The organism is Pedobacter caeni, from assembly GCF_900129215.1.
Classification (GTDB): domain Bacteria; phylum Bacteroidota; class Bacteroidia; order Sphingobacteriales; family Sphingobacteriaceae; genus Pedobacter; species Pedobacter caeni.
Genome location: NZ_FQUQ01000007.1, coordinates 307092 through 320735, shown reverse-complemented (window position 1 = coordinate 320735; position 13644 = coordinate 307092). Strand labels below are relative to the sequence as shown.

The window sequence follows — 13644 nt, the reverse complement described above, 5'->3', positions numbered from 1 at the left end:
GGGGGAGTATAATTATGCCATATCTTTGTCGTTCCTTTCTCTTGCAAGCGGCCTGATGCGCCCTTACTATATAGAATTATCATAACTCCAGGTTTTCCCCTACTTCTATTTAGAACTGTTTTAAATAAAACATCCATCATAAGCATTCTCCACTGTCATTCCGAACAGTCAGTTGTCTGAAAAGATAGACCTGTAAAGAGAAAAATCAGTAAGAAAAAATGAAATTCTAATCATTAAAGATTCAGATGCCGGAGCTGATGCATATGCTCCCTGAGATTCGGGTATAATTGCTGATAGATCTCAAAGATCTTTCTGTAGGTCTCATGATGCTCCGGATTTGGTTGAATCGTTTCCCTCTTTTTTGTAGATGAGGGGTAGCCTTCACTCAGACCCGCAGCTTTTACTGCCAGATAAGCGGCGCCAATGGCTGAAGCATCCTCTGTTTGAAGCAACACGATTTCTTTTCCGGTAATATCTGCTAAGATTTCCATCCATATTCTGGAATGCACAAATCCACCACTCACATTGATTTGTCTGATCTCTTCAGCATAAGGCGCTACTGCAAGGAGGACATCATTCAATGCATAACAAATACCTTCAAGAACAGCACGGGAAAAATGCTCCTGCCGATGAAAAAGCCGAAGGCCAAAAAAAGTACCACAGCTTTCTGAGTCCCATATCGGTGCACGTTCTCCGGTAAGGTAAGGAAGAAAAATCAGGCCCTTACTTCCCGCTGTGGCAGCCTTTACCTTTTCAAAGAATGAAACATAATCCCCGGCAGACAATTCTTCTTTAGCCAGAGAATTTTTAAGAAACCACTGAAGCGCTATTCCTCCATTGTTTACCGGACCTCCGCAAATATAAGTCCGCTCATCCAGCAAGTAGCTGAAATTCATCGTTTGCTCATTGAAGATTGGTTTTTTTCCAGAAATCCGAAGGGCACCACTTGTACCAATAGTGAGCGCTGCAACTCCGGGTTCATTGGCATCACTGCCAAGATTTGCCAGACAACCGTCACTGGCACCGATCACATACATCACGCCGGCAGCATTCTTCCTGCTATAACTGGTACTGACAGGTACAGACAGATGCCCGGCAGAGATTTTTGCCATGAGCAGGGCATCTGTACTCCAAACCAATTGCTCTACATCAAATAATCCTGTACAGGAAGCAATAGAGTGGTCTATTTTAAATTCTTTAAACAATTGATACCAGATATACTCCTTAATCGAAATGAACTTATAGGTATGATCGAACAACTCCGGCTCATGCTCAGCCAGCCATACCATCTTACAAAGGGGGGACATGGCATGAATCGGTGTTCCTGTCGTCCTATAAATTTTCATTCCTGCATCAGAGGATCTTATTCTTGTGGCCACTAAAGAACTTCTGGAATCCGCCCAGGTCATCATTGGTGCCAGAGGAACACCATTTTCATCCACACTGATTAAACTGTGCATTGCGCTACTCAGACCAATAACCTGGGGATCGCAGCCCATCCGGCTCGTCATCTTCCTGACACAGTCCTTAAAAGCAGTCCAAATCACTTCGGGATCTTGTTCACTATAACCTGGTTTTGGTGAATCAGAGGAGTAATATTCCTGAACTGAATCTATAGGCTCATAATTCAGGTTAAGTGCAACCGCTTTTGTACTTCCTGTTCCGATGTCTATTCCAAGGATATATTCCATGATGCTAATTTATTTGCAATTTATACTTTTAATATAAAAAACAGATGCATCTCTGTTCTACTTAGAAGAAAGAAACATTTTTTCTTGTTCAGGACCGTTTTTATTTAGCTAACCCACAAAAAATCTTATCATTAAATCCTATTAGCACTACAAAAATTACGCTTAGCTATAAACAAAGCAACAAACAATACCTTATTTTAAAATAAATAACACCAAGAGATAATACGACAAACATTTTTACATATATTTGGGCAAAAATTTAGCGTATATGAAAAAACTATTACTATCATTAACAATTGCAAGTGCAGCCCTGACTGCTTCCGCACAAGACAACCAGGTTAGATTCGGTGTTAAAGCCGGAGTAGCTTTCCCTACAGTATCGATTTCTGAAAAAACAGAAACTGATATTAAAATGAATACCTCTTTCTATGTAGGTGGTACAGCAGACATACCAGTTGGAGAGATATTCTCTATTCAACCAGGTATCACTTTTTTAGGCAAAGGCTTTAAAACAAGCGATAGTCAGACTGAAAGTGGAGCAAAAATAGAAGGAACTGTAAAATCCAATGTCTGGTATATTGAGGTTCCAGTAAATGTTCTGGCGAACTTCCCTGTTGGAGATGGCAAAGTCTTCATAGGTGCAGGACCATATTATGGTTATGCAATTTCAGGTAAAAATAAAACAGAAGGAACTGTAACACAAGATGGACAAAAACTAAAAGTATCAACATCCGAAGATGTTGAATTTGGAAAAGACGGCAGCCACAAACGTGGAGACTTCGGAGTAAACTTTTTAGGAGGTTATCAATTAAGTAATGGCTTTAACATTCATGCAGGTTATGGTTTGGGCTTGAGTAGCATTAGCCAGGAATCTGATGTTAAAGTAAAAAACAGAGTATTGTCAGTAGGTGTTGGTTTTACTTTTTAATCATCAGCTTACTCAACCTTTTTAAACAAAAAAGCCAACTTTAAAGTTGGCTTTTTTGTTGTGGTCCCGACAATAGAAAAAACACTGGTCTTCTGGGATCAATTGGCGTCAAAACAAGCCACAGCTCGTCAGGTTTAATCAAATTAAGTTTCCCTTTTATTTACCCCTATAACCTCATCAGATTTTCCACCAAGGACATTACTACTCAATAAGATTTTCCTATTTAACGATGGACAATAATACCCCGAGAATCAATCAGACATGGAGTGGAGGTAGAGATTCCAGACATATCTGAATTCTTCCATTTAATGTCTCCTGTTCTTGCATCAAAAGCATAAATATTCTTATACCCCCCAGCACCTACAAATACCAATCCATCAGCACCAGCCGCCCCAGAACCATTTGGAAGTATATTCTTAGACCATAATTCCACTCCTGTTAGGGCATTGAATGCATGAAAATATCCGTCATCAGCAGATACATACAATAATCCGTTTAAAACAAAAAGACGACCGCCAATTCCGATCCCCTTAAGGTTCTCCCACTTTAATTTACCCGTAACCTCATCAAGAGCAAGCAAAGATCCAGCGATACTAGAATCACCTGCCCCATACCAGCTTCCAACAAATACCATCCCATTATTTACGACAGGACTAGCCTGCTCCATAGATATTCCATTTGTAGAGTATTTCCACTTTAAACTACCATTGTTCGCGTTTAAAGCATATAAATGATTATCACGACTCCCGATAAAGATTACACCATTACTTAAAGCTGGACTGGACTGAGCAATAACATCCCCAGTTTGGTAGCTCCAAATTAAATTTCCCGTCCGAGCAGCTACTGCATACATGATGCCACTTGAACTCCCAAAATAAACCACATTATTCGCAACAACTGGACTGGAACTGACATTTTTTGATGTTTTCATTTTCCATTTAAGTTCTCCGGTCGTGGCATTTAAAGCATAAAAAAAGCCATCATTACTTCCAAAATAGATTATGCCATCAGCAACTGCTGGACTGGACTCAATACCAACTGTAGAAGTAAAGAATTTCCATTTGACACCTCCATTGATAGCATCAAATGCATACATATTCCCATCTATTGACCCTGCATAAACCGTTTCGCCTACAACAATCGGATTAGAATAAGAGAAATCTTTAGCTGGATACTTCCAAATCAAATTTCCATTAGTGGCATTCAATGCATAGAAATTACCATCGCTACTACCTATATAAACTCTATCCTTAAGTTTAACTTCCGGACCTTTTGATTTATCTTTTTTACATGAGAATAGAAACATAACGAGAAAGAACATCCCGAATATCAGAGTGTTTTTGTTTTTCATAAGAATAAATTTACAAAATTTAAACCAATCTATAAACAAGATCAACTGTTTTTTTTCTCAAAAAGAGATGCAAATTCCTACACGTAAACATCCTACCCTAAATATGAAGTCCACATAATAGGCAGGGCAGTTGATCATGTATAATGCAAAAAAGCCACTCTTTCGAATGGCTTTTTTGTTGTGGTCCCGACGAGAATCGAACTCATATCTAAAGTTTAGGAAACTTCTATTCTATCCGTTGAACTACGGGACCAGTACCTATTTAATGACGCTGCCATTACCATGGTTTTGTATAGGAGCCACAAAAGTAAGTTTTCCTTCTGAATTTTCAGACATTAATATCATTCCTTGTGATAAAATTCCTTTAATTTCTCTTGGCGCAAGGTTCACAACCACGCTTACCTGCTGACCCACAATCTCTTCCGGCTTAAAATACTCAGCAATACCAGATACGACAGTTCTTTGATCTATTCCGGTATCAAGCGTTAATTTTAATAACTTCTTTGTTTTCTCCACCTTTTCAGCAGCTATAATCGTCGCCACACGAATATCAATTGCACCAAACTGTTCGAACTGAATATCTTCTTTAGCAGAGGCTACAACTGCATTACTTGCGGTATTGTCTGCTTTGCTTTGGTTCAGCTTGTCAATCTGAGCCTGTACTTCTTCATCCTCAATCTTTTCGAATAATAGTTGCGGCTCATTCAACTGATGACCACGATGAAGCAGATCTGCCCGTCCTGCATCTGCCCATTGATGACCGCCATAATTGAGCATTTTCATCAATTTATCAGCAGTAAAAGGCAGGAATGGCTCAATCAACACCTCAATATTCGCTGCAATCTGCAAGCTGATATTTAAGATCGTCCGAACCCTGTCCTCATCTGTTTTAATCACCTTCCAGGGCTCCGTTTCTGCCAGATATTTATTTCCCAGACGCGCAACGTTCATCACCTCCGACAGCGCTTCTCTAAAACGATAATTTTCTATCGATGCACTAATTCTTGCCGGGAAGGCTGCAAGCTCATCCAGGACCTCCTGATCAACCGGAGTAACCTCCATACGCATAGGAACCTTGCCTCCAAAATATTTATGCGTTAAAACCGTAACCCGATTAATAAAGTTCCCTAATATGGCAACCAATTCATTATTATTTCTGGCCTGAAAATCTTTCCAGGTAAAGTCATTGTCCTTAGTTTCAGGGGCTGTAGCTGTTAAAACATAACGTAATACATCCTGTTTATCCTTAAACTCCAGCAGGTATTCATTTAACCAGACCGCCCAGTTTTTAGACGTAGAAATCTTCTGACCTTCCAGGTTCAGGAATTCATTGGCCGGCACATTATCTGCTAAGGTATAACCGCCATGAGCCATTAACATGGCAGGGAAGATCACACAATGAAAAACGATGTTGTCTTTACCAATGAAGTGTACCAGTTTTGTCTCTTCATCTTTCCAGTAGTCTTCCCAGTTTCCTTTTGTTAACCCTGTTTTATTGATATAATATTCTTCAGCCTTAGGATTCCAGACATCCAGACGCGCATATTCAAACAATTCTTTCGTTGCAGAAATGTAACCGATAGGCGCATCGAACCAAACGTATAGCACTTTACCCTCGGCATCTTTAACAGGGACTTTTACCCCCCAATCCAGATCCCTTGTCATCGCACGTGGCTGTAATCCCGCATTCAACCAGGACTGACATTGTCCGTAAACGTTCGGTCTCCATTCCTTATGACTTTCAATATATTCCCGAAGCTGCCCTTCATACTTATCCAAAGGTAAAAACCAGTTTTTGGTTTCTTTCCTTACAGGCTGTTCACCTGAAAGTGTAGACTTAGGATTAATCAGATCTGTTGCATTTAAAGTACTTCCACAATTCTCACATTGATCCCCATATGCATTTTCATTCCCACATTTCGGACAGGTTCCGGTAATGTACCTGTCAGCAAGAAATGTTTGTGCTTTCTCATCATAATATTGCTCAGTAACCTCTTCCGTAAACACCCCTTTATCATAGAGGTTTTCAAAAAAGTCGGAGGCAGTCTGGTGATGCATTAAAGAGGAGGTCCGGTGATAAATATCAAAGGAAACACCAAATTCTTTAAAAGAATCACCGATGATTTTATGGTACTTATCAACGACAACCTGTGGTGTTACCCCCTCCTTTTTAGCTTTAAGGGTAATGGGAACTCCATTTTCATCAGATCCACAGATAAATTTCACATCTCTTTTATTCGAACGCAGGTACCTTACGTAGGTATCCGCAGGCAAATAAACACCTGCTAAGTGTCCAATATGCACCGGTCCGTTGGTATAAGGCAAAGCGGCCGTAACCGTATATCTCTTTATTTTACTATTATCCAAAACTATTTTTATTATTTTGTCAAATATAAGTGTTTTACCCATGATTAAACAGCCAGCTCATTTAAAAAAAGGAGACAAAATTGCAATCGTTTCCCCAGCCAAGAAATTACCAGGTGATATCAATAGTGCCATTTCCATTTTGGAGCAATGGGGGCTGGAAGTAATCAGGGGAGAAAACCTTTATGCGGAACACCATCAATTTGCAGGAACAGACGCAGAGCGGACAAAAGACCTTCAAACCTTTTTAGATGATCCGGACATTCGCGCTATTTTTGCCTCCCGCGGAGGATACGGGACCATTAGAATTATTGACGAACTTGATTTTACCCGCTTTAAAGAAGATCCTAAATGGGTCATCGGTTTTAGCGACATCACGATCCTGCTTTCTCATCTTTTTGCGGTGCTGGATACCCAAAGTATCCATGGACAGATGCCTAAAACTTTCGATGATGCCACTCCTGAGTCCCTGGAATCATTAAGAAAAGCCTTATTTGGAGAGTCGCTTTCCTACGAATATAAAAGTGAATTTAAAAACAGAACGGGTGATGCTGAAGGAATTCTGATCGGAGGAAACCTAACGTTGATGGTGATGACAGAAGGGTCAGAATCTGCAGTAGACTACACGGATAAAATTCTGTTTCTGGAAGACGTCGGTGAACATGAATATGCCATTGACAGGCTGATGCGGATGCTCAAACGTAGTGGTAAATTATCCCGCCTGAAAGGACTGATTATAGGTACTTTTAACGGGATTACACCAGAAGATACTCCTTTTGGATGGAGTCCTGAAGAAATCATCATGGAAATTGTAAAAGAGTACAACTATCCGGTTTGCTTTAACTTTCCTGTGGGCCATATTGACGATAACCGATCTTTAATCGTCGGGAAAGCAGCGAAGCTGTCTGTTGACCAGAAAAAAGTATCATTAAAATTTTTATAGTAAAGAAATCAAATTCCTGATAATTAAGCTTTTGAAATTCAAATTCATATCAGTATTTTAGTTTATGAAAAAAAAGCTCTTCATTACAGGTATACTTACCTTATTTATTTTCCAGACACAGGCACAGATTGCAGTGACTGCCGATATCAATGGGATTCCCATTGAAACGAAAAGCAATTCCAACATCAAAGGAAGCAGATACCTTTATGAAAATTGGACAAAAGGGCATGTGCTACAGAAAGACAAGAAATATTACAACGATATGGAGTTGAAATATGATGTACTGGACGATTATCCTATTTTCAAAAAACAGGAAAAAGCATTGGCATTTAGATTCCCCATTCAGGAGTTCCAGCTGATCAGTCCAAAAACACCAACTGCTATTTCTATTTTTAGAAATGGCTTTCCGGCCGTTGGAACACATAACGATAAAAGCTATTATCAGGTTCTGGCAGATGGAAAAACGATCTTGCTAAAAAAACACAATAAAAGTATTGTGGAGAGTACTCAATATGGCGAAGCAAAAAAGCAGGAAGTACTCACAGACAGTCAGCAATATTACCTCTTTCACAATGGGGAAATGATCAAACTAAAGGCTGATAAAAATGCGTTACTCAAAGCACTTGGCGACAAGCAAAAGGAACTCAATCAGTTTATAACCGATCAGGACCTAAAAGCAAAATCAGATCAGCAATTGATAAAAATCGTTAATTATTATAACGGTATCTAAATGCTTTCTCAGGAAACAAATCAAAACGAAAAGGCCGGGTTTCATAAAACCCGGCCTTTTCGTTTTGATCATTATTTAACCTCTACATGGTATTTACTTCAGGATTTGTGGTTGTTTCCTGAAGTGGAATAGGGAAGGTATAACGTTGATCATCTACCGGAATAGAAGAGCCAGCACCAAATGATGGAATTGGAGCTGCTTTTCTGGCCAGATCGTTATATCTTAAGCCTTCGGCCAGAAACTCTATTCTTCTTTCTTTGAGGATCGTTGCAACAAGATCAGCAGAAGTTGCCAGAACTCCGAAATCGTATGTTGCATCAGAGCGGTGGCGCACAGCGTCTAGTAATGCTCTGGAACGCACAAGGTTTCCTCCAGCCTGTAAAGCTTCAGCCTCAGCAAGGTTTAGCAAAACCTCTGCATATCTGATTACCGGAACATTGTCAAGAGACGGATCAGCACCGGAAAATTTAGTAATCAGACGTATGGTATTTGTTGCGGAAAGCTTAAGGTCAGCCGTTAGTTTTGCTTTTCTGTTATCTTTTGCAGGCCATGTCGGATCCACATAAATACCTGCACCAGATTGATTCAGATAATATTCAAGACCAGCTGGTGCATTGAAATAAAATCCAATCGCATTCTGAGTCCCCGGAGCGTTTGTTTCGGCCATCGGAAAGGACATAATTGATTCGGTAGTCAGACCGGGAGCCCTGAAAACAGCTGCAACATCCGCCTGCAATTCATGTGTGGTTCTTGCCGCATCTGTAGTCTTAAATGGTGCAACAGGAGAAACAATTTTATTCGCTTCTTCAATTACCTTTGCGTAGTTAGCCATGGCGAGGTAAACTCTTGTTTTTAGCGCAATAGCCGTATTCTTATGTGCGCGGGTAACATTATCGCCATTTGTATTTGGCAAAGCCAGTTCAGCCTCATTGAGGTCTTTTAGAATCTGAGCATAAATAGCAGCGACAGAGCTGCTCTTCATGCTGTTACCAGCCAAAGATGTTTCTGGCTTCAGGCGTAATGGCATCCCTCTGGAGAGACCTTTATCAAAAACATAAGGCTTCGCAAAAATCTGCACTAAAGAAAAATAACTTAATGCCCTGATTAGTTTTGCTTCTCCAGCATAATTAGCACTCACATCATCAGTTAGTACTCCAGGATGAGCAGCTAATCCGTCAAGAAAAAGATTTACCCTGTTTATGGTCAGATAGCCTTGTGACCAGAATCTGGCAATATAGGTGTCTGAAGGAACATTCGTTCCATTGTAAACCGAAGTTCCGGTTACTCCGTTTCCTGTACGGTTAAAGAACTCTTCAGCTCTGATATCATTGTAAACCGGATACCTGCCCCCAAGAAATGATCCTTGTTTGATGGACAAATACAATCCGTTTACCTGCGCCAGAATCCTTGTGGGATTTGCAAAAGCATCCGCCTCAGGAAGACTAAGCTCTGGTGCAGCAGTTAAAAAATCCTTTTTGCAGGAAGAGATACTTCCGATCAAAGGAATTGCAAGAATAGCCACTGTAGCTATCTTCAATTTATAGTTGTTTATATGAAAAATTTTCATGAATGATACGGTTAAATATTATAATCCTAAACTAAGGCCAAACGTAAATGCTCTACCTTGAGGAATGCTGTTACGCTCAACACCACTTGAAAGGGTTGAATTACCATTCGTGGAGATCTCTGGATCCACACCTGAATAATTGGTAATCAAAAATGCATTATTTACTGAAGCATAAACCCTTAAGCTGTTGATTCCAATTTTGTTAAAAAGTGTCGCAGGAAGCTTATACCCAATTGTTGCCGTTTGAAGTCTTAAGAAATCGCCTTTTTCTGCATTCGCACTGATGGCAAAAGAAGATCCATTCGAAACGTTATCACCATAAACCGTTCTTGGGATTTCTGTATTCTGGCCATTAGTATTCCATGCTTTCAGAATTTCAGTGGAATTGTTCCAACGCTGATCCAAAAGACCTGCACGGGAACCATTATAGATATAGTTACCTCCGGAGAAAGTAAACATCAGGTTCAGATCAAAATTTCCGTAAGTAAACGTATTGTTAAACCCTCCATACCATTTTGGCAAGGTACCACCAATCACCTGAGCATCACTTGCAGGGCTTGGTGCTGCTGTTCCATCGAGGTAAGTCCAGGCCATGTTACCACCAAAATGTTGGTATTGAACCTCACGTCCGGCAGAGTTGACAAATATTCTTCTGCCATTGGCAGGATTTACTCCGTTTGTTCTAACTGCATAAATGCTACCGATTGACTCACCAACTTTTGTAATACTAGCAGACTCTAATCCTCCTGTTGTTCCAATCAGTTGTTTTACCGTAGGATCTAATTCAGTTACCCGGTTTTTAATCAATGTTAAATTCAGATTTACTTTCCAGCTGAATTTATCCGTCTTAATCGGAAGACCTCCAATACCAAACTCAAACCCTCTGTTATACATAGAGCCAACGTTGGCAAGAATACTTCCACCAGCAATCAGGTCTTCAGGGATACCTTTAGAAGGCGCCTGAGGAACATCAAGGATCAGGTTATCAATGTTTTTATAAAAATAATCAGCCTCAAAAGTCAGCCTGTCATTCCATAAACCCAAATTCAGACCAATATCAGTCTGTGTACTCGTTTCCCAGCTCAGATTTCTGTTACCAGCTTTATTATAAAACCAGGCAAAAGGAGTGGAGCCATAAATACCAGGACTATAAGTGGTAAACTCATTATATGGTCCAACATTTCCATTTCCAACCTTACCCCAGCTTCCGCGCAGACGCAGATTGCTCACTGTATTTGATAATCCTGAATTTTTGAAGAAATCTTCCTGAGAGATTGACCATCCAACAGATGCTCCACCAAAATTACCCCATTTCATTCCATCAGCTAATCCTGAATTTCCATCTCTACGGAAGTTACCGCTGATAAAATATTTTCCTGCATAATTATAGCTTGCACTGGCAAGATAAGCTTCGTACGAAATCTGCTCAATTCTATTTCCTGAAGGTGTATTCGATACATAAGTTCCCTGAAACTGAGTAAAGAAGGTTGGATCACCTAAGCCTGAGCGCATTGCACCCCAGGCTTCAGTCCGTGTTTTTTGAACATCAGAGCCCACAGTCAGATTCAGGTTATGCACCCCGTCAAATGATTTATTGTACTGTAAGGTGTTGATCCAGTTCCAGTTATTTGTCCTGACATTTTGATTCACCGCACGCCCTCCAGGGCCATAACCATCCCCTTGAACCGGGTTTAGGAATTGTGCGTTTTCTGAATTACTTCTGTCCCATGAAAAATTGGTTCTGAAATTTAACCCTTCCATAAGTTTGAAATCTGCCCCCATATTGGTCAGAAAACGATTGGTCTCAGATCTGTTTTTATCCAATTGCGCTAAAACGGCTGGATTAGCGAAAGTACTTGGAACAAGATTCGCATTATTACCCACTGTATTCTTTGTGATATTGAAGCTGCCATCAGGATTTCTTGGCGAAAGATTCGGAGCTACGGCAATTGCCAGACGACCTAAACCTGAGGAGTTAAATGCTGCTCCAGGAGAAGATCCACTATTCGGCGACTGATTCAGGGTGTTATTATAGCTCATATTTAGCGATAATTTCATCCACTTTGTAGCCTGGTGTCCAAGATTTACACGACCTGAATACCTTTTAAAAGTATTGTTCTTAAGAAAGCCGTTCTGATCAGACAGACCACCGGACAGATAATAAGTTGTTTTCTCTGTTCCGCCACTAACCGTTACCCCGTGGTTCTGGGAATAGGCCGTTCTGTAGACTTCATCATACCATTTTGTATCTACCATAGATCCATCAGGATTGTAAGAAGGAAAGAAACCTCTTCCCTGTGCATCTCTTTGAGATGCACCTACCGCATTTGGATTTAGCGCCAAAGCATTCTTTAGTGCCTCGTTCTTAACATCAATGAATTGCTGGGCATTCAACAGCTCTGGTAAACGAACCGCATTATTTACACCAAACCATCCATCATAGTTGACACGTGCATCTCCGGTTTTACCTTTTTTAGTGGTAATCACCAATACCCCAGCTGCTGCTCTTGAACCATATAAAGCCGTCGATGCCGCATCCTTAAGTACGTCAATAGATTCGATGTCATTAGGATTAATATCCCCTAAAGGGTTATTCGTTGTGGAGTTATTTGATACATCTGAAGTCGGGAAAGGAATTCCGTCTACAACCACCAGTGGGAAAGAGCTCAATGAGATCGAACTTACCCCCCTCACCCGGATTACCGGAGGGTTATTTAGCAAACCGTTTGGCTGGATAATACTCACACCAGCAGCCTGACCTGTCATCCCCTGAACAAAACTTTGAACAGGTCTGTCTTTCAGATCATCTCCTTTGATCGATGCAGCCGATCCTGTAAAGTCCTTTTTCTTGGTTGTACCGTAACCCGTTACCACCACTTCTGTCAGTGCTTTAGAGTCTGATTCTAAGGCAACATTTACAACATTTGAGGAACCGATGTTCTTATACTGAGAAACATATCCCAAATAAGAAAATTCCAACGCACTTACTCCTGCAGGTGCCTTTAAAGTAAACCGGCCATCTGAGCCTGACTGGGCGCCACCTTTGGCCCCCTTTAATCGAATTGTTACTCCCGGAAGCGGTTTTCCATCACTTCCATCGGTAACCGTCCCGGTAATTGTTCTTTCCTGAGCAATTGCACTTGTCGCAATAAGCAATAGAATGAACAAACTTTGTACAAGTTTTTTCATAAAAACGTAAAATTTAGGTTAGCTAATAATTAACCTAAGATATATAACATTTCCAATACTTTGAAAAAATATTAAATATTTCATCATTAATCGTTAAACAAATGAAATATTCCGGTTGAGATATCGAAATAAGCAGCCGATTTCCCTTTATTTCTGATTAATAATCGTTAGTCGCAAAACAGCACAACTCACTCATAATAAGACACAAACAACAAAAAAAAGAACACATAATCACCCTGGAGATCAGACAAAACTCAGCCTCCATTAGCTATATCAATTTTGATACATAAAAAACAGCTCAATTCCCGGAAGGGAGCAGAAATTTTTAAGAAATTAAACTCAAAAAGAAAGGGTTGCCTCATTTTTCAATGACACAACCCTTTTTTTTAGTTAACAGACAGTCTTTTAATTCGTCACTGTTATGGTAAAAAACCTTCTCACGGATGTACCATCAGCGAGGATTCCTTCTACAATCAAAGTAACCCCAACACTACTGGAAGTTCCCGCAGGAAGTGGCGCATCAGTAGTGCCACGTAAATCTTTCACCAGTCTCTCGAAACTATATACACCTCCGGCTGGAACAGTCACTGTTCCCTGAGGATAATCAATGCCGGATAATCTTGTCGTGAACTTTAACTGCTTTACGTTATCACTACTGGTAACTTTAATCTTGACAGCCCCTGTACCTTTATCCGGTGCTGGTATCGTTGGAGGGTTAGTCTGAGGTGCTTTACTCGGATAACTTCCTGAGACCAAATCTATATTGTCATTAAATATTAATGTTGCAGGCGCTGTGAGTACCTCTGGCTGCCTTGGATCTTTCTTACAAGATGCAATAACCATTGTTAAAGCGAGCAGGATATATGTTATTTTTTTCATTT

Annotated in this window: 9 protein-coding genes and 1 tRNA gene; 3 read left to right on the top strand and 7 right to left on the bottom strand. The window is 40.3% G+C overall.

Going from position 1 to position 13644, the window contains the following annotated elements:
• Positions 1–233 precede the first annotated feature (233 nt).
• The gene (locus BUC20_RS30315; protein ID WP_073237507.1) at positions 234–1691 is read right to left on the bottom strand and encodes a gluconokinase; all 1458 of its coding nucleotides are present in this window, start codon (positions 1689–1691) and stop codon (positions 234–236) included.
• Positions 1692–1959: 268 nt separating this feature from the next.
• On the opposite strand from BUC20_RS30315, the gene BUC20_RS30310 reads away from it, so the two are divergent.
• Positions 1960–2619 carry a porin family protein gene (locus tag BUC20_RS30310; protein ID WP_073237504.1) on the top strand — a complete coding sequence of 220 codons (660 nt, stop codon included), beginning with the start codon at positions 1960–1962 and terminating at the stop codon, positions 2617–2619.
• A gap of 223 nt (positions 2620–2842) precedes the next feature.
• Here the strand turns inward: BUC20_RS30310 and BUC20_RS30305 are convergent, their stop codons facing one another.
• From BUC20_RS30305 to metG, 3 genes are all read right to left on the bottom strand, one after another.
• On the bottom strand, positions 2843–3970 hold the full coding sequence (locus BUC20_RS30305; protein WP_073237489.1) for an outer membrane protein assembly factor BamB: 1128 nt from the start codon (positions 3968–3970) through the stop codon (positions 2843–2845).
• Positions 3971–4151: 181 nt separating this feature from the next.
• Positions 4152–4223: transfer RNA gene (locus tag BUC20_RS30300), tRNA-Arg, on the bottom strand.
• A 5-nt stretch (positions 4224–4228) separates the two neighbouring features.
• Positions 4229–6379: a methionine--tRNA ligase gene (gene metG / locus BUC20_RS30295; RefSeq protein ID WP_073237487.1), complete on the bottom strand. Its 2151-nt coding sequence runs from the start codon at positions 6377–6379 to the stop codon at positions 4229–4231.
• On the opposite strand from metG, the gene BUC20_RS30290 reads away from it, so the two are divergent.
• Both BUC20_RS30290 and BUC20_RS30285 read left to right on the top strand, forming a co-directional pair.
• Entirely contained in the window at positions 6378–7277 is a 900-nt protein-coding gene (locus BUC20_RS30290) for a S66 peptidase family protein (protein WP_073237485.1), read from the top strand. The two genes, metG and BUC20_RS30290, sit on opposite strands and share 2 nt — an antisense overlap.
• Before the next feature lie 64 nt (positions 7278–7341).
• Positions 7342–8007, top strand: a complete 666-nt coding sequence (locus tag BUC20_RS30285; RefSeq protein WP_073237483.1) for a hypothetical protein — start codon at positions 7342–7344, stop codon at positions 8005–8007.
• 82 nt (positions 8008–8089) lie between these two features.
• Here BUC20_RS30285 and BUC20_RS30280 read toward each other — a convergent pair whose 3' ends face one another.
• The 3 genes from BUC20_RS30280 to BUC20_RS30270 all read right to left on the bottom strand — a co-directional run bounded on the left by BUC20_RS30280 (position 8090) and on the right by BUC20_RS30270 (position 13642).
• A complete protein-coding gene (locus BUC20_RS30280) occupies positions 8090–9574 on the bottom strand; it encodes a RagB/SusD family nutrient uptake outer membrane protein (RefSeq protein ID WP_073237480.1) in 1485 nt (494 codons plus the stop codon).
• A gap of 18 nt (positions 9575–9592) precedes the next feature.
• The gene (locus BUC20_RS30275; protein WP_073237478.1) at positions 9593–12763 is read right to left on the bottom strand and encodes a SusC/RagA family TonB-linked outer membrane protein; all 3171 of its coding nucleotides are present in this window, start codon (positions 12761–12763) and stop codon (positions 9593–9595) included.
• A 405-nt stretch (positions 12764–13168) separates the two neighbouring features.
• The gene (locus tag BUC20_RS30270) at positions 13169–13642 is read right to left on the bottom strand and encodes a hypothetical protein (RefSeq protein ID WP_073237476.1); all 474 of its coding nucleotides are present in this window, start codon (positions 13640–13642) and stop codon (positions 13169–13171) included.
• Between the last annotated feature and the right edge of the window lie 2 nt (positions 13643–13644).